The 21,223-nt window shown below is 66.6% G+C and carries 20 protein-coding genes; 7 read left to right on the forward strand and 13 right to left on the reverse strand.

The window, feature by feature from the left end; all coding sequences use genetic code 11:
• Positions 1–13: 13 nt before the first annotated feature.
• From ACOTSS_RS08155 to ACOTSS_RS08205, 11 genes are all read right to left on the reverse strand, one after another.
• Complete coding sequence (locus tag ACOTSS_RS08155; RefSeq protein ID WP_448690993.1) at positions 14–451, reverse strand: MAPEG family protein; 438 nt, start codon at positions 449–451, stop codon at positions 14–16.
• Positions 452–461: 10 nt separating this feature from the next.
• Positions 462–893 (reverse strand): MAPEG family protein, encoded by a 432-nt coding sequence (locus tag ACOTSS_RS08160; RefSeq protein WP_448690994.1) that lies wholly within the window; start codon positions 891–893, stop codon positions 462–464.
• Between the two features lie 86 nt (positions 894–979).
• Positions 980–2,356: an alpha,alpha-trehalose-phosphate synthase (UDP-forming) gene (locus ACOTSS_RS08165; protein ID WP_448690995.1), complete on the reverse strand. Its 1,377-nt coding sequence runs from the start codon at positions 2,354–2,356 to the stop codon at positions 980–982.
• Positions 2,353–4,146 (reverse strand): glycoside hydrolase family 15 protein, encoded by a 1,794-nt coding sequence (locus tag ACOTSS_RS08170; RefSeq protein WP_448690996.1) that lies wholly within the window; start codon positions 4,144–4,146, stop codon positions 2,353–2,355. Before ACOTSS_RS08170 ends, ACOTSS_RS08165 begins: the two co-directional genes overlap by 4 nt.
• A complete protein-coding gene (gene otsB / locus ACOTSS_RS08175) occupies positions 4,131–4,862 on the reverse strand; it encodes a trehalose-phosphatase (protein WP_448690997.1) in 732 nt (243 codons plus the stop codon). The genes ACOTSS_RS08170 and otsB overlap by 16 nt, the downstream gene beginning before the upstream one ends.
• An 85-nt stretch (positions 4,863–4,947) precedes the next feature.
• Positions 4,948–6,297 (reverse strand): NADP-specific glutamate dehydrogenase, encoded by a 1,350-nt coding sequence (gene gdhA / locus ACOTSS_RS08180; protein ID WP_448690998.1) that lies wholly within the window; start codon positions 6,295–6,297, stop codon positions 4,948–4,950.
• Between the two features lie 152 nt (positions 6,298–6,449).
• On the reverse strand, positions 6,450–7,643 hold the full coding sequence (locus ACOTSS_RS08185) for a type III PLP-dependent enzyme (protein WP_448690999.1): 1,194 nt from the start codon (positions 7,641–7,643) through the stop codon (positions 6,450–6,452).
• A 193-nt stretch (positions 7,644–7,836) separates the two neighbouring features.
• A complete protein-coding gene (locus tag ACOTSS_RS08190) occupies positions 7,837–8,685 on the reverse strand; it encodes a hypothetical protein (protein ID WP_448691000.1) in 849 nt (282 codons plus the stop codon).
• A gap of 42 nt (positions 8,686–8,727) precedes the next feature.
• A complete protein-coding gene (locus ACOTSS_RS08195) occupies positions 8,728–9,915 on the reverse strand; it encodes a carboxynorspermidine decarboxylase (protein ID WP_448691001.1) in 1,188 nt (395 codons plus the stop codon).
• Between the two features lie 15 nt (positions 9,916–9,930).
• The gene (locus ACOTSS_RS08200; RefSeq protein WP_448691002.1) at positions 9,931–10,281 is read right to left on the reverse strand and encodes a DMT family protein; all 351 of its coding nucleotides are present in this window, start codon (positions 10,279–10,281) and stop codon (positions 9,931–9,933) included.
• 136 nt (positions 10,282–10,417) lie between these two features.
• Positions 10,418–11,626: a saccharopine dehydrogenase family protein gene (locus tag ACOTSS_RS08205; RefSeq protein WP_448691003.1), complete on the reverse strand. Its 1,209-nt coding sequence runs from the start codon at positions 11,624–11,626 to the stop codon at positions 10,418–10,420.
• Between the two features lie 67 nt (positions 11,627–11,693).
• On the opposite strand from ACOTSS_RS08205, the gene ACOTSS_RS08210 reads away from it, so the two are divergent.
• The 4 genes from ACOTSS_RS08210 to ACOTSS_RS08225 all read left to right on the forward strand — a co-directional run bounded on the left by ACOTSS_RS08210 (position 11,694) and on the right by ACOTSS_RS08225 (position 15,424).
• Entirely contained in the window at positions 11,694–12,683 is a 990-nt protein-coding gene (locus tag ACOTSS_RS08210; RefSeq protein ID WP_448691004.1) for a threonine ammonia-lyase, read from the forward strand.
• Positions 12,684–12,729: 46 nt separating this feature from the next.
• On the forward strand, positions 12,730–13,188 hold the full coding sequence (locus ACOTSS_RS08215) for a hypothetical protein (RefSeq protein ID WP_448691005.1): 459 nt from the start codon (positions 12,730–12,732) through the stop codon (positions 13,186–13,188).
• 25 nt (positions 13,189–13,213) lie between these two features.
• A complete protein-coding gene (locus ACOTSS_RS08220; protein WP_448691006.1) occupies positions 13,214–13,810 on the forward strand; it encodes a GNAT family N-acetyltransferase in 597 nt (198 codons plus the stop codon).
• Between the two features lie 84 nt (positions 13,811–13,894).
• Positions 13,895–15,424 (forward strand): DUF1570 domain-containing protein, encoded by a 1,530-nt coding sequence (locus ACOTSS_RS08225; protein ID WP_448691007.1) that lies wholly within the window; start codon positions 13,895–13,897, stop codon positions 15,422–15,424.
• A gap of 10 nt (positions 15,425–15,434) precedes the next feature.
• On the opposite strand, the gene hemA is transcribed toward ACOTSS_RS08225, so the two are convergent.
• Together hemA and murI are read right to left on the reverse strand one after the other, a co-directional pair.
• A complete protein-coding gene (gene hemA, locus ACOTSS_RS08230; protein ID WP_448691008.1) occupies positions 15,435–16,655 on the reverse strand; it encodes a 5-aminolevulinate synthase in 1,221 nt (406 codons plus the stop codon).
• A 114-nt stretch (positions 16,656–16,769) separates the two neighbouring features.
• Positions 16,770–17,576: a glutamate racemase gene (gene murI, locus ACOTSS_RS08235; RefSeq protein ID WP_448691009.1), complete on the reverse strand. Its 807-nt coding sequence runs from the start codon at positions 17,574–17,576 to the stop codon at positions 16,770–16,772.
• Positions 17,577–17,815: 239 nt separating this feature from the next.
• Here murI and plsY point away from each other — a divergent pair, with 239 nt between their 5' ends.
• From plsY to ACOTSS_RS08250, 3 genes are all read left to right on the forward strand, one after another.
• Positions 17,816–18,418: a glycerol-3-phosphate 1-O-acyltransferase PlsY gene (gene plsY, locus ACOTSS_RS08240; RefSeq protein WP_448691010.1), complete on the forward strand. Its 603-nt coding sequence runs from the start codon at positions 17,816–17,818 to the stop codon at positions 18,416–18,418.
• On the forward strand, positions 18,415–19,500 hold the full coding sequence (gene dprA / locus ACOTSS_RS08245; RefSeq protein WP_448691011.1) for a DNA-processing protein DprA: 1,086 nt from the start codon (positions 18,415–18,417) through the stop codon (positions 19,498–19,500). Before plsY ends, dprA begins: the two co-directional genes overlap by 4 nt.
• A gap of 107 nt (positions 19,501–19,607) precedes the next feature.
• Positions 19,608–21,173: a VWA domain-containing protein gene (locus tag ACOTSS_RS08250; RefSeq protein ID WP_448691012.1), complete on the forward strand. Its 1,566-nt coding sequence runs from the start codon at positions 19,608–19,610 to the stop codon at positions 21,171–21,173.
• The last annotated feature ends 50 nt before the right edge of the window (positions 21,174–21,223 follow it).

The following is a 21,223-nucleotide window of genomic DNA, read 5'->3' on the forward strand; positions in this document are numbered from 1 at the left end:
GGGCGAATTTGGGTCAATGCAGCACGAACCCCATGAACGCGTGCAGGCACAGCGCGATCAGCGCGAGGCTGGCGAGCGCGAAGATGCCGAAGCGCCACATCACCCGGTTCACCGTTGCCTGGATCAGGCTGTGGAGGATGCGCAGGCCCACATAGGCCCAGGCGATCTGCGCGTTGAGCCCGCCGCCCATGCCGCCGACCGCGAGCGCGATGGCGACGGCATAGAAAACCGTCGGCTGCTCCATCAGGTGATTATAGTTGTGTGCCTTCCACTGCACTTCGGCGGGCAGCACATCGTCGAGATTCTTTCCCGTGCCGCCGACCATCTTCGCCGCATCGATCTTCGCGCGGCTCATCGCGGGGAGGCGCGTCGCGTACATCCACACCCACATGACCATCGACCAGAGCGCGAGCGTCGCGACCGGCCCCAATATCGCGTTCGTATCGGTCATCATCCCCTCCTCAACCCAGCGTCGCGATCACGGCGAGCACCGACAGCGCCAACAGGCACAGCGTGTAGAGCGAAAAGAGGGTGAAGCGCACCGGGATGCGGTTCACCGTCGCCTGCCACAGGCTGTGGATGATGCGCAGCACGACATAGGCCCAGGCGATCCAGCGCGTGTAGCCGACGTCGCCGCCCGACAGGTGCAGGAAGACGATCACCGCATAGAAGAGCGTCGGCTGTTCGAGCAAGTGGGTGTAATTGTGCGACTTCCAGTTGACGCTCGGCGGCAGCACGGTTTCGAGGTCGGCGCCGCGTCCGCCCGGCGGTGCGGCCTTCACGTCGATGCCGGCCTTCGACATCGCCGGAAAGCGCGTCGCGGCGACCCAGACGAGCATGATCAGCGTCCACAATGCGAGCACCGCGCCCGGCGCGAGAATGCTATCGGACATATTTCCCCCTTTCGGTTGCGGCGCTTCGACGACCCGGCCGCGTGAGGCGATGCTAGGGCCGAACGGCGACAATGCAAGGCGGCGATTCAGCCCTTCAACGCGGCAATGAAATCCTCGGCCCAGCCGATGACGTCGCGGTCGCGCACGACGGCGTTGAGCGCGCTCCAGCGCGCCTTGCGTTCCTCGATCGGCATGTGGAGCGCGGTCCACAGCGCGCGGGTGACCTCTTCGTGGTTGAGCGGATTGACGAGCAGCGCGTCGGTCAACTGCTCGGCCGCGCCCGCGAAGCGCGAGAGGATGAGGACGCCCGGATCCTCGGGGTCCTGCGCCGCGACATATTCCTTGGCGACGAGGTTCATGCCGTCGCGGATCGGGGTCACCAGCCCGATCTTCGCGGCGCGGTAGAAGCCGAACAGCTCGGCGCGGCCGAAGCCGCGATTGACGTAGCGGATGGGGACGAGGTCGACGTCCGAATGGGCGCCGTTGAACTGCCCGGTCTTCTGTTCGAGCGTCGCGCGGATTTCCTGATAGGAGCGGACATCCTCGCGCGAGGGGGGCGCGATCTGGACGTAGAGCAGCCGGTTGACCATGTCGTCCTGCGTGGCGAACAGCCGCTCCAGCGCGTCGATCCGCTCGGGCAGCCCCTTGCTGTAGTCGAGCCGATCGACGCCGATCACCACCGTGCGGTTGCGGGCGCTCCCAGTGACGCGCTCCTGCGCTCGGCGCGCCGTCCCGGTCTCGCCGAGCGCCATGAACTCCTTGTGATCGATACCGATCGGAAAGGCGCGCGCGGTCGCGGTGCGGTCGCCGAGCCGCACCGTGCCGCTGTCTTCGTCGACTTCGGCGTTCAGCTCCTTGCGGCAATAGTGGAGGAAGCTTTCGAGCCACTCGACCGACTGAAAGCCGATCACGTCATAATGGAGCATCGCCTCCACCAGCCGCTCGTGGAAGGGAAGCGAAACGAGCAGGCGGGTCGGCGGCCAGGGGATATGGAGGAACAGGCCGATGCGGTTCGCTAGGCCATGCGCGCGCAGCCGTTCGCCCAGCGGCAGGAAATGATAATCCTGCACCCAGACCAGATCATCCGCTTCGACGAGCGGGATCAGGCTGTTCGCGAACTGTTCGTTGACGCGCTCGTAGCCGCGGCCGAACTCATTCTCATATTCGGCAAGGTCGATGCGATAGTGGAAGAGCGGCCAGAGCGTGCGGTTGGCGTAGCCGTTGTAATATTCCTCGACGTCCTGCGGCTCGAGGTCGATCGTCGCGGTGGTGAAGCCATCGGCGCGCGCGAGGGTGAGCTGGCCGGTGAAATGCTCGACCTCCTCGCCCGACCAGCCGAACCAGATGCCGCCGTGCTGGCGCAGCGCGCCGTTCATCGCGACCGCGAGCCCGCCCTGCGCCCCCGTCGCGCCGCGCCCCTTGTCGACCGACACGCGGTTCGAGACGACGATCAGCCGGCTCATCGCACCGTGTCCCAGCCGCGCGACAGCATGCCGGCGCAATGGATGATCCCGACCAGCGAATAGGTCTGCGGGAAATTCCCCCACAATTCGCCATTGTCGAAATCCATGTCCTCGGACAGCAGGCCCGATGGGGTGCGATGCGCGAGCATGGTTTCGAACAGCTCGCGCGCTTCGTCCGAGCGGCCGCACAGGTGCAGCGCCTCGATCAGCCAGAAGGTGCAGATGTTGAACGCGGTCTCGGGCTGGCCGAAGTCGTCTTCGCTGTCGTAGCGCAGCATGTTGCGGTCGCGCCGCAGCGCCTTTTCGACCGCGGCGAAGGTCGCCTGGAAACGCGGATCGTCGGCGCGGATGAAGCGCAGCTCGACCATCTGGAGCAGGCTCGCGTCCATATGCGCATGGCCGAAGGCGGCGCCGTAATGGCCCTCGGCCTCGCTCCACGCCTCGCGCTCGATCGTCGCCCGGATCGTCGCGGCGCGCTCGTTCCAGAAGGTTTCGCGCTCGGGCCGGCCGATGTGCGCGGCGACATTGGCGAGCCGGTCGCACGCCGCCCAGCTCATCACCGCCGAATAGGTGTGGACGAGCTGGCGGGTGCGAAATTCCCAGAGGCCCGCGTCGGGCTGGTCGTGCATCTTCCACGCGACCTCGCCGACGCTTTCGAGGCTTTCGAAATCGCGCGCGTCGGCGACGCGGAACAGGCGCTGGTCGAAGAAGCCCTGCACGGTCGGCAGCACGATCTGCCCATAGGCGTCGTGCTGGACTTGCGTCCAGGCGGCGTTGCCGATGCGCACCGGCCCCATGCCGCGGTAGCCCGCGAGATCGGATGCGACGCTTTCATCGAGTTCGGTCACCCCCATTACCGAATAGAGCGGCTGGATATGCCCGCCAGCGGCGCGGTCGACGATGTTGCGCAGATAGGCGAGATATTTTTCGAGCACGTCGAGCGCGCCGAGGCGGTTGAGCGCCTGCACCGTGTAATAGGCGTCGCGGATCCAGCAGAAGCGGTAATCCCAGTTGCGCCCGCTGTCTGGCGCCTCGGGGATCGAGGTGGTCAGCGCGGCGACGATCGCGCCGGTTTCCTCATGCTGGCAGAGCTTGAGCGTGATCGCGGCGCGAATGACAGCATCCTGCCAGTCCATCGGCGTCGCGAGCCCGCGCACCCAGCTTCGCCAGTAAAGATCGGTCGCCTCCTCCATGGCGCGCAGCGCCTGCGACACGTTGCCGGTGAAGGGTTCGTCGGGGCCGAGGAAGAAATGCAGGTCCTGCTCGACGCGGAACGAGCGGCTTTCCATGACATAGCCGACCGGCGCGTCGGTGGTCAGGCGCAGCGGCTGGGTGCCGACCAGATAGCGGATATGGTTGGTGCCGCGCGTCGTGGCCGCGACCTCGGCGCCATAGTCGCGCATCGGCACCAGTTCCATCTCGATCCGCGGGCTGCCCGCGACGGGGCGGACGATGCGGACGAAGGCGACGGGGCGGAACATGCGCCCCGATCGTTCGAAGCGCGGGCAGAAGTCGATGACGTCGACCGCGCTCCCGTCATCGGCCTCGAGCCGGGTGACGAGGATCGGGGTGTTGCGGCGATAGCGCGGGGTGGCCTTGACCTGCCCCGCGAGGCGGAAACGCCAGACGCCTTGATGCTGTTTGTCGCCGCCGAGCAACGCGCAGAAGACGGGATCGCCGTCGACGCGTGGGACGCAGCCCCAGACGAAGCCCGCTTCGCCGTCGACCAGCGCGCTGACCTGGCAATTGCCGACCGGCCAGAGGGCGAGCGAGCTCAGAGGGTCAGCCATCGGTGCACCGCTTCGGGGTCGGCAAGGCGATAATGGGCGGCGGTCGGGCGCGGCGCGCCGACGAGGATGCCGTATCCGCCCGCCGCGGTAACGGCGGCAAAACCGTCCTCGTCGGTCGTATCGTCGCCAATGAAGATCGGCAGCGCGCCCGCAAAGGGTGCCGCCGCCATCAGCCGGGCCACCGCGGCGCCCTTGTTGGCGCTTTTCGGGCCCAGCTCGACCACCATCTTGCCGTGCCGGGCGGCAAGGCCTTCGCGGGCTGCCATGTCGTTCATGACGGTAAAGACGGCTGGGGCGGCTTCGGGTTCCTGCCGATAATGCACCGCGATGCCGTGTGGCTTGGTTTCGACGAGCAGGCGGGGCCAGGCGGCGGTCAGCGCGGCGAGTTCGGCGCGGCTCGCGTCGGACAAGGGCTTTGTGTCCTCGGCGGCCTCGCCGATCTCGGCGCCGTGCGAGCCGACCATCAGCAGATGGAGCGGGCCGAGGTGCGACTGGATATCGGCGATGGCGCGGCCGCTGACGATGGCGATGCGGCCACCCAGCGCACGGTGAAGCGCCGCGAGCTGCGCCGGCACCCCATCGGGCACATGAATACCGTCGGGGGTATCGGCGATCTCGACCAGCGTCCCGTCGAAATCGAGGAACAGCGCGAGCGGACGCCCGGCCGCGAGCCCGGCGAACGCCGGGGGCGAGGGGAGGTCGATGCTTTTGTGCATTGCGGCAAAGGCTAAGGGCGGCGACCCGTCGGGTCAACCGCCTAGAGATCGGACACTTTTCTCTCCTCCCGCCGGCGAAGGGGCCTCAGATCACGCCGAGCGATCGCATCGCCTCGGCAACGCGCACGAAACCGGCGATATTGGCGCCCAGCACATAGTTGCCGGGGGCGCTATATTCGTCGGCGGTCGCGGCGCAATTGTCGTGAATGCTCCGCATGATACGCGCCAGCCGCTCTTCGGTCTGGTCGAAAGTCCAGCTGTCGCGCGAGGCGTTCTGCTGCATTTCGAGCGCCGAGGTCGCGACCCCGCCGGCGTTGGCCGCCTTGCCCGGCGCGAACATCACCCCATTCTGGTGGAACAGGTCGACCGCGTCGGGGGTCGACGGCATGTTGGCGCCTTCGCCGACGACCTGGACCCCATTCCGGACCAGCGTCGCCGCATCCTTGCCGGTCAGTTCGTTCTGGGTGGCGCAGGGAAGCGCGATGTCGCATGCCACGTCCCAGATCGACCCGCCCTCGATATAATGCGCGCCCGCACCCTTCGCCCGCGCATATTCGGACAGGCGTTCGCGGCGCACCTCCTTGATTTCCTTCAGAAGATCGAGGTCGATGCCATTCTCGTCGAGGACGTAGCCGTTGGAATCGGAGCAAGCGAGCACCTTGCCGCCGAACTGCCGAATCTTTTCGATCGCATAGATGGCGACATTGCCCGACCCCGAAACGACGACGCGCTTGCCGTCGAGCGACTGTCCCCTGGTCGCCAGCATCTGCTGAACGAAATAGACGAGCCCGAAGCCGGTTGCCTCGGTGCGCGCGCGCGACCCGCCGTAGACGAGTCCCTTGCCGGTGAGCACGCCCGCTTCGTAGCGGTTGGTCAGGCGCTTGTACTGACCGAACATATAGCCGATCTCGCGCCCACCCACGCCGATATCGCCCGCGGGAACGTCGGTATATTCGCCCAGATGACGCTGAAGCTCGGTCATAAAAGCCTGGCAGAAGCGCATGATCTCGCCGTCCGAGCGGCCGCGCGGGTTGAAGTCGGACCCGCCCTTGCCGCCGCCGATCGGCATGCCGGTCAGCGCATTCTTGAAGATCTGCTCGAACCCCAGGAATTTGATGATGCCGAGATTGACCGACGGGTGGAAACGGATGCCGCCCTTGTAGGGGCCGAGCGCCGAGTTGAACTGGACGCGAAAGCCGCGGTTGATCTGGACCTGGCCGGCGTCATCGACCCAGGGAACGCGAAAGATGATCTGTCGCTCCGGTTCGCAAATCCGTTCGATCAGCGCATGGCTGGCATAATCGGGGTGTTTCGCGACGACGCGCCCGAGGCTTTCGAGCACTTCGTGGACAGCCTGGTGGAATTCGGCTTCCCCGGCGTTTCTACGCAATACTTCATCAAGAACCGGCTGCAACTTTTCATCAATCTTGCTCAAAAGGACCTCCTGACTGCATGAATCGAACGGGCCTGTGAACCATGCGGCGCGCGGCCGCAAGGCGATCGGTCGCAGAAAATCGAATGGGCCAAGAAAAAGGCCGGCCCGCGGGATGCGGACCGGCCTTTGGAAGGATCAGCGGTGTGGAAAGCTCAGAAGAGCTTGGTCACCGTCGCCGTGCGGCGTTCTTCTTCGATCTCGCCGGTGTAGAGGCTCGCCATCGGCTCGTCGCTGACGACGTGGATCTCGTCCGCGCCGAAGCCGTTGAACTTGGTGCGCATCGCGCAGCCATAGGCGCCCAGCATCCCGATCTCGATGAAATCGCCCGCCTTGATGTCGGCGGGAAGGAAGAAGGGGCCCGCCATATGGTCGAGATCGTCGCAGGTCGGGCCATAGAAGCTGAATGGCAGCATCTCGGCGTCGCTCTTTCCGTCGCGCAGCAATGTGACGGGGAAGCGCCAGCCGACATGCGCGGCGTCGAACAGCGCCCCGTAAGCGCCGTCGTTGATATAGAGCTCCTCGCCGCGGCGCTTTTCGACGCGGACGATCAGCGAGCTGTATTCGGCGGACAGCGCGCGGCCGGGCTCGCACCACAGTTCGGCCGAATAGCTGATCGGCAGGCTTTCGAAGCTGCGGTGGATCGTGTCGAAATAGGCGTCGAGCGGCGGGGGCTCCATGCCGGGATAGGACGACGGGAAACCGCCGCCGACATCGACGATGTCGACCGTCACCGACGCCGCGACGATCGCGGCGCGGACGCGCTCCATCGCCTGCGCATAGGCGTGCGGGGTCATCGCCTGGCTGCCGACGTGGAAGCAGATGCCGAGCGCATCGGCCGCCTGGCGGGTCGCCATCAGCAGTTCGGCGACCTCGTCGGGCTCGGCGCCGAACTTGGCGGCGAGGCTGAGCTTCGAATGGTCGGACGAGACGCGCAGGCGCACGAGCAGGTTCAGGTCCTGCGCGCCCTCGGTCGCGCGGACGATCTTCTGAAGTTCGTCCATCGTATCGAGCGAGAAGGTGCGAACCCCATGCTTCCAATAGGCTTCGGAAATCGCTTCCTCGGCCTTCACCGGATGCATGAAGCAGAGCGTCGCCCCCGGCAGGGTGCGCGCCACCAGCCGCACCTCGGCGATCGAGGCGACGTCATAATGGGTGACACCCGAATCCCACAGCACGCGCAGCAGGTCGGGCGACGGATTCGCCTTGACCGCATACATGGTCGTGCCGGGAAATCGCTCGATGAAGAAACGCGCTGCGCGCCGCGCGGCGTGCGGGCGGACAAGCGTAACAGGTTCGACCGGCGAAAGTGCCTGAATCAGCCCGTGGGCGCTATGATGCTGGTGCAACTCAAGGGACCCCCAAAAAATAAGTTAAACGACAAGAGCTGCCTTGCGGTTATTGGAAGTCCCCCTGGGGCAGCGAGGGGCGCATATATGGTGGGGGGTCCCCCCTGTAAAGACCCTTTGCGCGCCTTCCTCGCATCGCTTTCGGCCCTCAGGAAGGGGCCTTTGCCGCCCTTTGCGCCGAATCTGCGGTCGTTCAGTCAATATCGTCCCACACCAGCCGGCGCGAAAAGACCGGATAGCTTTTGGGCGAATCGGCGAACCGGATGCGGGTGCGCTCCTGCATCTGGTTGCCGCGGCACCATTTGCAGCCATCCTCGGAAAAGCCGGTCGCGATCAGCGTGATCGCACGCCGGCGATTGGGAAAGAAGTTCCGCCGCATCGCCCGGCGCAATTCGTTGGACAGCTTGAACCCCAGCGCGGTGCGGTCCCGCAAACCGTGGCGCTTGGTGGCGCCGAAAGCGGGCACGATGACATAATTCGCCTTGCCGTTCTGATCGGCGGGAAGAATATCCGTGGCGACGAGGTCATTCTCGGTGATTTCGCCCCGTATCAGCTTTTCTCCCGACGCGTCGGTCAGCGGCCAGGCGGTCGCGAAGGCGACATAATCGCGCCGGGTCGGGTCATAGAGCCCGACGCCCATTACGGGGTTGGCCAGATACATGCGGGTGATCTCATCGCCGAGCGGCGCCGCGCCTCCGTAGATTTCCTGATGCAGGCCGGTTCGCAATCGCTCGAGCTGTTCGATGGAGAAACTGTTGTGCACCTCGAGATCGCCGAAATCGAGCGGCGGGAAACTGTCCGCTTCCTCGGGATGGTGAAACGATCGTGATGCCATCGCGGCGATGGCCAGGAAAACGACGACCAGCGCAGCCACGGCCCAATCAGGCAGGGAAGTCGCCGCGCCGAGCCATTTCAGCAATTGGTCGACGATCTTGCCGATCAACAGCGGCAGGACCAACAGCAGTATTTTCAATGCCATGGGCTGGCGCCGGTACCAGTCGACCGAATTCAGCCACCATTTCGTCAAACGGCTCTCGCTCATTCCCTGCCTCCCCCGCCGTCAGCTATGGGGGCAAGCCGGGGATCAACTCAATCGCATTTTGAAGTCTTCGTAACCAAAGCGGCGAATTTCTTTCAGCTCGTCGCTCTCGCTGTCCCACAGCCAGATCGACGGCAGCGGGACGCCGTTGAAGCTGTTGGTCTTGACCATCGAATAATGCGCCTGGTCGAGGAAGGCGAAGCGCTGGCCGACGCGGGCGCCGCCGGGCAGGCGATAATCGCCGATCACGTCGCCCGCGAGGCAGGAGGGACCGCCGAGGCGGGTCGCGGCGCCGCTGTCCCCCTCGCCCAGCATCGCGGGGCGATAGGGCGCCTCGATCACGTCGGGCATGTGACAGGTCGCACTGATGTCGGTGATGCCGATGGGCATGCCGTTGTCGAACAGGTCGAGGATCTCGCCGACGAGGATGCCGGCGTCGAGCGCCACCGCCTCGCCCGGCTCGATCATCACCTCGCACCCGGTCGCAGCGCGCACCTGCTTCAGAAAGGCGATCAGATCGGCGACCTGATAATCGGCGCGAGTGACGTGATGGCCGCCGCCGAAATTGATCCACTTGAGCTGGCCGAAGAAGGGGCGCAGCATCGGCTGCACGGCCGCCCAGGTGCGCGCGAGCGGCGGGAAATCCTGCTCGCACAGGCTGTGCATGTGGACGCCGTCCACGCCCTCCATATGCTCGGGCAGCAATTGGGTGACGGGAAAACCGAGGCGGCTGCACGGCGCCGCGGGGTCGTATTTCGGGGTGTCGCCCTCGCTGTGCATCGGGTTGATGCGCAGGCCGACGTCGAACGTCTCGCCCTGCGCGCGCAGCTCGTCGAGCATCGGGCGGAAGCGAGCGATCTGCCCGGGCGAATTGAAGATCAGATGGTCGGAGAGCGCCGCGATCGCAGGCAGGTCGGCTTCCTTGTAGCCCGCGCAATAGGTCGCGACTTCCTTGTCGCCGTTCGGGCCGCCATATTCCTCACGGCCAAGCTTCGCCTCATAGAGGCCCGAAGCGCAGACGCCGTCGAGATAGCTCGCCACCGTCGACCCGAGCGACCACATCGAAAAAGCCTTGAGCGCCGCAAGCACGCGCGCACCCGATGCGTCGCCGATGCGGCGCAGCACCGACAGGTTGGCGCGGACCTTGGCGGCGTCGACGACGAAGGCGGGGGAGGGGACGCGGCTCAGGTCGAAGCTGGCGAAGGCTCCGGGGTCGCCGGCTCTGGTTTCCATGATCTCGTAATCCTGTCAGGCCGCGATCGGCCCCTTGAAGATGAAGAAGGCACCCGCCGCGATCAAGGCGAAGCCGATCAGATGATTCACCGTCAGCTTTTCGCCGAGCCAGAAGACCGCGAAGCCCGCGAAGACCAGCAAGGTAATCACTTCCTGCATCGTCTTCAATTCGGCGGTCGAATAGACGGCGTGGCCGATGCGGTTCGCGGGCACCGCGAGGCAATATTCGAAGAAGGCGATGCCCCACGCCATGACGATCGCCAGCCACATCGGCCGCGAAAGATCGCCGAGATGGCCGTACCAGGCGAAGGTCATGAAGATATTCGAGACGAAGAGCAGGGCGATCGGCAGGAGATAGGCGGTCATAAGGCCTCCCTCTCCCCTTCAGGGGAGAGGGCCGGGGAGAGGGGAACGTCTCGCGCCGGCCCGAGCGAAATGGGAAAAAGCGTGGGGAGTCCCCCTCTCCCCAACCCTCTCCCCTGAAGGGGAGAGGGCTTTGGAATCAGAAATCCAGCGGTGCGTCGAGCTCCTTCACCTGCCACGGCAGGCCATGCTTCATCAGCATGTCCATGAAGGGGTCGGGATCCATCTGCTCGATGTTGAACACGCCCTTGCCGTTCCAGGCGCCGGTCACCATCATCGCCGTGCCGATCATCGCGGGGACGCCGGTCGTATAGCTGACGGCCTGGTTGCCGGTCTCGGCATAGGCGTCCTCATGATCGCAGATATTGTAGAGATAGAGCGTCTTTTCCTTGCCGTCCTTGCCGAGGCCGGTGGCGATGACGCCGATGTTGGTCTTGCCCTTGGTCGTCTCGCCGAGGCTCGACGGTTCGGGGAGCACGGCCTTCAGGAACTGGAGCGGGATGATCTCGCGGCCTTCGTAGATGACGGGGTCGATTCGCGTCATGCCGACGTTCTGGAGCACGGTCAGGTGCTGGATATAGGCGTCGCCGAAGGTCATCCAGAACCGGATGCGCTTGATCTCGGGCAGGTGCGTCTTCAGGCTTTCGATCTCCTCATGATACATGAGGTACATGTTCTTCGGCCCGACTTCCTCGAAGTCGAAGCTCTGCTTCACCGACATGGCGGGGGTCTCGACCCAGTCGCCATTCTCCCAGTGACGCGCGACCGCGGTGACCTCGCGGATGTTGATCTCGGGGTTGAAGTTGGTCGCGAAATGCTGGCCGTGATCGCCGCCGTTGCAGTCGAGAATGTCGAGCGTGTCGATGCGATCGAAATGATGCTTCTTCAGCCAGGTCGCGAACACGCTCGTCACACCGGGGTCGAAGCCCGATCCGAGCAGCGCCATCAGCCCCGCCTCCTTGAAGCGATCATGATAGGCCCATTGCCAGTGATATTCGAACTTCGCCTCGTCGCGCGGCTCGTAGTTCGCGGTGTCGAGATAATGCGCGCCGGTCGACAGGCACGCCTCCATGATCGTCAGGTCCTGATAGGGCAGCGCAAGGTTGACGACATGCGTCGCGCCGATCGAGCGGATCAGCGCCGCGGTCGCGTCGATATGGTCGGCGTCGACCTCGGCGGTCTGGATCGTGACGCCGGTGCGCTCCTTCACCGATTCGGCGATCGCGTCGCACTTGAACTTGCGGCGGCTCGCGAGCGTGATGTCGGGAAAGATATCGGGGTTCATCGCCATCTTGTGCACCGCGACCGAACCGACGCCGCCTGCGCCGATCACCAGAACCTTGCTCATCGTGAAAATCTCCTGTCCGCGAACCTATGCGGCTTGCCTTGTATGCGCCGCCCTATAGGACGAAGCCATGACACAGCAAAGCCCCGATCCCCTGCGCGATCCGGCGCGCGCACCGACCCTCGCGGGGGTCGAACGCGCTGCGGCGAAAGTCGCTGCATTGCTCCCGCCGACGCCGCTGCTGCCGCTCGAGATCGACGGCACCGCCATCTGGTGCAAGGCCGAGTGCCTGCAGCCGGTCGGCGCGTTCAAGATCCGTGGCGCGTGGCACCGGCTGACCGATCTGACGCCCGAACAGGCGGCCGCGGGCGTCATCGGCGTGTCGAGCGGCAACCATGCGCAGGGCGTCGCCTGGGCGGCAAGGCGGCTCGGGATCAGGGCGACGATCGTGATGCCGAGCAACGCGCCGCGGATGAAGCTCGACGCGACCCGCGCGCTCGGGGCCGAGGTGGTACTTTACGACCGCGTCAATGAATCGCGCGACGCGGTCGCGGCGAAGCTGCTCGAAGAGCGCGGCGGCACCCTCGTGCACGCCTATGGCGATCCCTGGATCATCGAGGGACAGGGGACGGCGGGGATCGAGGCGCGCGCGCAGATGGAGGCGCGCGGGGTCGACGGGCCCGACACGGTCGTCGCCTGTTGCGGCGGCGGCGGCTTGTCGGCAGGGCTCGCGCTCGCCTGTCCCGATGCCGAAGTCGTCGCGGTCGAGCCCGAGGGGTGGGACGATGTCACCCGCAGCCTCGAAGCCGGGACGATCCTGGCGGTCGAGGATCTTGCCTATCCGACCGAGTGCGACGCGCTGCAGACGCCGCAGACCTGGCCGATCAACTTCGCGGTGCTGCAGGCGCGTGGGGTGCGCGGGGTCGCGGTGACGCGCGACGAGGTACGTCACGCGATGCGCGTCGCGTTCGAGAAACTGCACCTCGTCGTCGAGCCTGGCGGCGCGGCGGCGCTCGCGGCGCTGCTCGCGGGCAAGGTGGCGCCGGGCCGCGCGACGCTCGTCACGCTTTCGGGGGGCAATGTCGATCCGCGGCATTATGCCGAGATACTGGCGGGATAGGGAAACTTATCCCGGCGCACGCGTTCTGGACGATGGAAGGAGACGCATGATGAAAACGAGCATGATCCTTGCGGCCTCGACGGCGCTGGTGCTGCTGGCCGGCTGCGAGAAGGCGGAAGCCCCCGCGCCGTCCGAAACCACGACCACGACGACCGAAGTGCCTGTCGAATCGGTGCCCGACGAGACGGCGGCCGATGCGGAAGCCGACCCGGCGACCGCGCCGCACCGCTTCGCGAGCTGGGCGGGCAAATGGACCGGGGTCGAGGGCATGTATGTCGCCATCACCCCGACCGAACCCGAACGCTATTCGCTGGAGATGCAGTCCGATCTCGATACCAGGGGCACCTATGTCGGGCGCGACAGCGAGCATGGGATTCAGTTCGAGCGCGGTGGCGAGCGCTTGTCGCTCCATCGCGGCAATGGAGAGGATACCGGGCTCAAATATCTCGCCGGCAAGAAGGAATGCCTGATCGTCAACGAAGGCGAGGGCTATTGCCGCGACTGACGGCGGCATCTTGGGGGGAGGGGGAATGACAGAGATCGTTGCGGCCGCGCGGCCCGACCATCCGGCGCTGATCGAAACGCTGGCGCAGGCGTTCCAGACGGACCCGGCGCTGTCGTGGATTCTTCCCGACCCTGAGCATCGCACCAGGGCGCTGCGCGGCCTGTTCCGCGTGCTCGTTCCCGCCGATGCCCGCGCCGGCACCGCGTTGCGCGCCGCCGATGACGAGGCGGCGGCGCTGTGGCGCGCACCGGGGCGGGCGCATGGCGGCGGTCTCGAATTCCTGCGCACCGTCGTGCCGCTCGTCGCGACCTTCGGCACCGCCCTGCCGCGTGGATTGAAGGTGCAGGCGAGTATCGACGCGCACCGACCGAAGGGGCGTTTCTGGTATCTCCACTATGTCGGCGTGCGCCCCGGGCATCAGGGCAAGGGGCACGGCGGGCGGATCATCCGCGCGCAGACCGCGATCGCCGATGCCGAAGGACTGCCGTGCTGGCTGGAAACCGCGACGGCGGGCAACGTGCCGCTCTACGAACGGCTCGGCTTTTCCACCGCCATTGAATGGGACGTCGCGGGCGGCGGCCCGCATTTCTGGGGGATGATGCGCGAACCCTCGCGAGGATGACTGCGCGGCGAGGCGTGCAATCTGGGGGGTGGAAATCGACCCGGTGGACGCTAGGATCACCTCCATCGATTACCGGGGGGAATCATGCCGCGTTATCACCGTATCTTTCTGTTCCTGCTTTCCGCCCTCTGCTTGACCGCCACGCCCGCGCGCGCCGAATGGCATCGGGCGAGCAGTGCCCATTTCCTGGTCTATGGCGATATCGGCGAAAGCCAGATTCGCACCTATTCGCAGCGGCTCGAACGCTATGACAGCGCGCTGCGCCTGATCACGGGGCAGAAGGAGATCGAGGGCGCGAACCACAATCGCGTCACCGTCTATCTCCTTCCCGGACTCAGCGAGCTCCGGAAACTCGCGGGGCCGGGGGCAAAGGATGTCGCGGGCTTCTACGTCCCTTCGTTCGAGGGCTCGCGCGCCTTCATGCCCGAAAAGATGGTCGACAGCGACCTGTCGGCGCAGACGATCATGTTCCACGAATATGCGCACCATATGCTGCTGAGCAGCAGCACCGAATTCTACCCGCGCTGGTTGTCCGAAGGCATGGCCGAATTCTTCATGGTCACGCGTCTCAACAACGACGGCAGCGTCACCGTGGGTCTTCCCAACAACGACCGCTCCTATGCGCTGACGGCGTTCAGCCGGATGCGCGCCTCAGAACTGCTCGCCTCCGACATGACCAAGCTGTCGCGGTACGATGTCGGCCAACTCTATGCTTCCGGCTGGCTGCTGACGCATTATCTGCTGCTCGGCGGCGACCGGCCGGGCCAGCTCGTCCGCTATGTCAGCCTTCTCAACAACGGCAAGCCATGGGAAAAGGCGGCCGAGGAGGCCTTTGGCGATCTCGGCAAGCTGAACCAGGATCTGGAACGTTACCGCCGTACGCGCGGGATGAAGGTGTTCACCGTCCCCGCCGACGAGTTGTCGACCGGCAAGATCGAGGTGAGCGCGCTCGCACCCGGCGCGGCGGCGATCATGCCCTATCGTATTCGGTCGGCGCGTGGCGTCGATCCGAAGATGGCGGTCGAACTCGTGGCCGACGCCCGGCCCGTCGCCGCGCGCTACCCGAACGACGCTTTCGTCCAGCGGACGATGGCGGAGATCGAATTCGACGCGAAGAATGATGCCGAATCCGAAGCCGCGGCCGACCGCGCGCTCGCGATCGACCCCAATCTGGCGGTGGCGATGGTCTACAAGGGGCGCGTGATCGCGCGCCGGGCGACCGAAAGCAAGAAGGCCGAGGACTGGTCCGATGCGCGCTCGTGGTTCATCAAGGCGAACCATGCCGATCCCAATTTCGCGCTGCCGCTGGTGCTGTATTACGACAGTTTCGCGCGCGCCGGTGAAAAGCCGAGCAAGGGGGCGGTGACCGCGATCATGCGCGCCATCATGCTGGTGCCGCAGGCTCCCGAGATTCGGGTGCGCGTCGGCCGCCAGCTGGTGGTGGAAAACGACCTCGCGCTCGCGCGCAAGGTGCTGGCGCCCGTCCTGTTCAGCGCCCACGGGACGACCGACGAATCGGTTTCGGAAATCACCAAGCTGCTCGACGAAAAGGCGGCGCCCGAGAAAATTCTCGCGGCGATGGACAAGGCGAAGTGGAACGAGACCGGCGAATAGGCGCCGGCCCTCACGCCGCTTTCTGAAGCTCCAGCTCCAGCCGGTCCCAGATTTCGACCAGCGCCGCGGTGAGGTCGCGCATCATCGCTTCGTCGTGCGTCGGTCCCGGCGTGAAACGCAGGCGTTCGGTGCCGCGCGGGACGGTCGGGAAATTGATCGGCTGCACATAGACGCCATATTCGGCGAGCAGGATGTCGCTGATCTTCTTGGCGCGCACCGGATCGCCGACCATCAGCGGGACGATGTGCGTCGTCGAGTTCATCACCGGCAGCCCTGCGTCGCGAAAGCTCTGCTTGAGGTAGGCGGCGGCGGCCTGCTGCGCGTCGCGCTCGACGCTCGACTGCTTGAGGTGGCGCACGCTCGCGAGCACGCCCGCGACGAGCACCGGCGACAGGCTGGTGGTGAAGATGAAGCCGGGCGCGTAGGAGCGGATCACGTCGATGATATTCTTGTCCGCGGCGATATAGCCGCCCATCACGCCGAACGCCTTGCCCAGCGTTCCCTCGATGATGTCGACGCGATGCGCCGCTTCGTCGCGGTCGGTGATGCCGCCGCCGCGCGGGCCGTACATGCCGACGGCATGAACCTCGTCGCAATAGGTCAGCGCGTTATACTTCTCGGCGAGGTCGCAGATCGCGTGGATCGGCGCGATGTCGCCGTCCATCGAATAGACGCTCTCGAAGGCGATCAGCTTCGCGGCCTCGGGATCGTCGGCGGCGAGCAGTTCCTCGAGATGGTCGAGATCGTTGTGCCGCCACACGCGTTTTTCGCAGCCCGAATTGCGGATGCCCGCGATCATCGAGGCGTGGTTGAGCTCGTCCGAATAGATGATGCAGTTCGGCAGCAGCTTGCCCAGCGTACCGAGGGTCGCCTCGTTCGAGATATAGCCCGAGGTGAAGAGCAGTGCGCCTTCCTTGCCGTGCAGGTCGGCGAGCTCGGCCTCGAGATCGATGTGATAATGGGTGTTGCCCGCGATGTTGCGCGTGCCGCCGGCGCCCGCGCCGACGTCGTGCAGCGCCTCTTCCATCGCCGCGACGACCTTGGGGTGCTGGCCCATCGACAGATAGTCGTTCGAGCACCAGACGGTGATCGGCTTCGGCCCGTTATGCCCCGCAAAGCAGCGCGCATTGGGGAAGGCGCCCTTGTTGCGCAGGATGTCGATGAAGACGCGATACCGGCCTTCCTCATGAAGGCGGTCGATGGCCCGGGCGAAAATATCGTTGTAGTTCACTATGCAGCCCCGCGGGTTGGTCGGCGTCCGCCGCCCCCTCCGGCGACGATGTTTGGCGGGGCGATAACGCCAAAATCCGCCGAAATCCAGTGCGAACGATTCGCAATGGGTAGGTCAAATTGTCTCAATGCGCCCGATGCCATAGGCCGCGAGCGCCGCGAGCGGCGGCGGCGGATGGGCGTCGCTGTGCGTGAAAGCGGCGACGCCAGGCCGCGCATCGGCGGGCCAGGGCTGGCCTGCGGTCAGATGCGCGATGCGCCGCGCGATGCCCGCCGCGCCATCGATCAGCGTAACGTGCGGGCCGACGACCGCCTGCAATTCCTCCTGCAGCAGCGGGAAATGGGTGCAGGCGAGGACGATGACGTCGATCGCGTCGCCGCCGGGCTGGTCGCGAAGCCCCGCGATGGCGTTCCGGAGGGCGTCGGGGTCGACCGGGTGGCCGTGCAGCTTCGCTTCGGCTGCGGTGACGAGGCCGGGGCTGCCGTGGCGCAGCACGGTCTTGCCGGCGGCGAAGCGTGCGCTCAGATCGTCGACATAGGGCTGGCGCACTGTTGCTTCGGTGCCGAGCACGCCGATGACGCCGGTCTTCGTCATTTCCGCCGCGGGCTTGATCGCGGGCACCGTGCCGACGATCGGCAGGTCGAGCGCTGCGCGGACGTGCGGAAGCGCGATCGTCGAGGCAGTGTTGCAGGCGATCACCGCGAGCCGCGGCTGATAGCGCTCGACCAGCCGCCCGAGCAGCGCCGGAACGCGCGCGGCGAGTTCCTCGTCGCTCTTCTTGCCGTAGGGCAGGCCGGCATAATCGGCGGCATAGACGATCGGCGCGGTCGGCAGCAGCGCGCGCGTCGGTCCCAACACGGTCAGTCCGCCGAGGCCGCTGTCGAAGAAGAGGATCGGGGCGTCGGGGGCGGGGTTGTGCATGGGTGCCGCCTAGCAGGGGGAGGGGCGGCGCTCAATCGTCTCCCGCCCTTCCCACTGCATGTCATCCAGGCGAAGGCCGGGATCTCGCCGGTTCGTCTTGGCGCGAGGTCGAGATCCCGGCCTTCGCCGGGATGACGAATATTGAGGTATGTCCGTTTTGGTGACCGTAAACGTCGAATCCGTTGATTGCGCCCACCAATATCGTCACACTGACGCTCGACGCGAGCCGGGGGAATGCCATGACGATATTTTTGCTGATCGCCGCGAGCTACCTGCTCGGCTCGGTCCCTTTCGGCATCCTGCTGACGCGCGCCTTCGGGGCAGGCGACCTGCGGCAGATCGGGTCGGGCAATATCGGCGCGACCAATGTGCTGCGCACCGGGCGCAAGAGCCTGGCGGCGGCGACGCTGATCCTCGATGGCGCCAAGGGCGCGGTCGCGGTGCTGCTCGCGCGGCATTTCCTGCCCGAACTGGGCGATCAGGGCGCGATGATCGCTGGCGCGGCGGCGATGATCGGCCATTGCTACCCCGTCTGGCTCGGGTTCCGCGGGGGCAAGGGCGTGGCGACCATGCTTGGTCTGTCGCTCGCGCTGGCATGGCCGATCGGCGCTATCTTCGCCTTTCTGTGGATCGATGTCGTCGCGCTCATACGCATCTCGTCGCTCGGCGGGATGGCGGGCGCGGTCTCGGCGCCGATCGCGGCGCTGGCGCTCGGCTATCCGGTCTATGCGATCGGGCTGGCGGGACTCGCCATCGTCGTGCTGTGGCGCCACCGCGAGAATATCGCCCGTCTGCGCGCCGGGACCGAGCCGCGCGTCGGGCGCAAGAAGGACGCCGCATGACGCCTACCGAGCGGCTGGCGCGGCTGCGCCTGATCCGCACGCCGCATGTCGGGCCGGTGAGCTGGCACCAGCTGATGCAGCGTTTCGGTTCGGGCGAGGCGGCGCTCGACGCCTTGCCCGACCTCGCGCTGCGCGGCGGCGGGGGCAAGGTGCGGATCGCGCCCGCCGAGGTCGCCGAACGCGAATTCGCGCGCGTGTCCGACCTCGGCGCGCGGCATCTCTTCTGCGACGAGCCCGATTATTCGCCGCTGCTGCGCGAGGTCGAAGGCGCGCCGCCGGTCCTCATCGTGCGCGGCGATGCCGCGATGCTGCACTGCCCCTGCGCCGCGATCGTCGGCGCGCGCAACGCGTCGGCCGCCGCCTGCCGCTTCGCGCGCCAGCTTGCCGCGGACCTGGCGGCGAACGGCGTCACGGTCGTCAGCGGCCTCGCGCGCGGGGTCGATACCGCCGCGCATGTCGGCGCGCTCGGCGGAAGCACCGCGGCGGTGATCGCGAGCGGGATCGACATCGCCTTTCCGACCGAGAATGCCGCACTGCAGGAAAAGATCGCGACCGACCAGCTGCTGATCGCCGAACAGCCGCCGGGAACCGAGCCGCTCGCACGGCATTTCCCGACGCGCAACCGGATCATCGCCGGGCTTGCGCAGGGAACAGTGGTGATCGAGGCGGCGCCGCGGTCGGGCTCGCTGATCACCGCGCGCCGCGCCGGCGACTATGGGCGCGAGGTGATGGCGGTGCCGGGGTCGCCGCTCGACCCGCGCGCGCAAGGCTGCAACCTGCTGATCCGCGAGGGCGCGACGCTGATCCAGACCGTCGAAGACGTTCTGGAGGCGATCGGCCCGATCGACCGGCGCATGGTTCGCGAGCCGGTGCGCTCCTATGGCGCGGCGTCGCCGGTGCTCGATGCCGGCGACGGCGACCGACGCGCCGTCGCCGAACTGCTCGGCCCCACCCCGATCGCGGTCGACGAGCTGGTCCGCCAGTCGGGGCAGCCGTCGGCGACCGTCCAGCTCATCCTGCTCGAGCTCGAACTGGCGGGCCGCGTCGAACGCCACGCAGGCGCCAAGGTTTCTTTGGCTTGATCGCCGGGCGCCAGCCATGACAATCGGTGCACTCGTGGCGGTTCAGCCACGGTTCAGCGGCTGACCGACAGGCTGATGATATTGTATCACATACGGGGAGATGTTCGATGCGAAGCCGGCTTCTGACGGGCACGACGATGGCGGCACTGCTCGCATCCGCCCCTGCACCAATCCCCGTCGCGATGGCGCAGGCGCAACCCGCCGGGGCGTGGGAGGGCTTCTGCCGCACCGCCGACCCTTTGCCGAGGCTCGGGCCCGAAGCGCGTCCGCAGCAACAGGAGCGCGCCGGTGATGGGCGCGACCGCGATGCCATGTTCGAGCCTTCGCCTCCGCCACCACCAGCCCCGCCTCCGCCTCCGCCTCCCGTGCTCGCGGCGCCTGCGGAGAGCGCAAAGGATGTCGTGGTCACGGGATCGCGCGTCGCCGAATCCTCGGCGGCGGAAGCGACCGCCGCCGCGCCGCCCGCTGATGCGGGATCGTCGGCGGACTATGCCGGGCGCACCAGCCCGACCATGCGACCCTATCCGCCGCGCCCGCGGCCCCAGCCGCAACCGCAGTCGGGCATCCTGACCGCGGGCGAGCATGACGATCTGCTCAACCCCGAACTCTACGCCGCCTATGTCAACCGCAGCGACCTCGGCCAGAAAATCCGCGCCCTGCCGCGCGTCGACACGATGCGCGTCGTGACGGTGAAGGTGAACGACCGCAACGGCCAGCCGATCCCCTTCGCCGACGTGACGGTGACGTGCAGCGACGGCAACAGCATCACTCTCGCGACCCAGACCGATGGCAGCGTCGTCTTCTTCCCCGGCCTCGACCGGCTGAGCGAGCGGATCACCGTGTCGGCGCGCAAGGCCGGGCGGTCGATCGCCGACGCGCGGCCCGTGCTCGTCGCCGATGCGCCGGGTGCGCAGCTCGTCGGGCTGACCGCGAATCAGATGGCGACGCGTGCAACGAAGCTCGACCTGATGCTGGTGGTCGACACGACGGGCAGCATGGGCGACGAAATCGCCTATCTGCAAGCCGAACTGCGCTCGATCATCGCCGCGATCACCGAGAAGCACCGCGACCTCGACATCCGCGTCGGCTTCGTCTTCTACCGCGACCTCGGCGACGATTATGTCACGCGGACCGTCGCCTTCGACCGCGACATCGGGCGCGCGCAGGGCGCGCTCGCGCGGCAGGACGCCAACGGCGGCGGCGATTATCCCGAGGCGATGGATCAGGCGTTGATCCGCGCGGTCGGGCAGGACTGGCGCCCCGATGCGGTCAAGTCGCTGCTGCTCGTCGCCGACGCGCCGCCGCACGACGACCTGTTCGGACGGACCTGGGCCGCGGCCGAGGCGGCGCGCGCGAAGCGCATCCACATCACCCCGGTCGCGGCGTCGGGCGTCGCAGACGAAGCCGAATATGCGATGCGCGCGATGGCGGCGGCGACCCAGTCGCGCTACCTGTTCCTGACCGATGACAGCGGCGTCGGCAATCCCCACGCGCCGCCCGCGATCGACTGCTACCTCGTCACAAGGCTCGACGCGCTCGTCCGCCGGGTGATCGACAGCCAGATCAGCGGCCGCCGCATCGAGCCCGAGGATCAGGAGGTCATCCGCCGCGTCGGCCAATATGACGCGGGCAAATGCATCCTGCCCTCGGGCTTTCGCTGGGCCGGCCAGTAAAGATTGACTCGCCCTCGCATCTGACCGATGCGAAGGCCGTGGGTTGCTTC

Source organism: Sphingopyxis sp. NJF-3 (genome assembly GCF_053514865.1).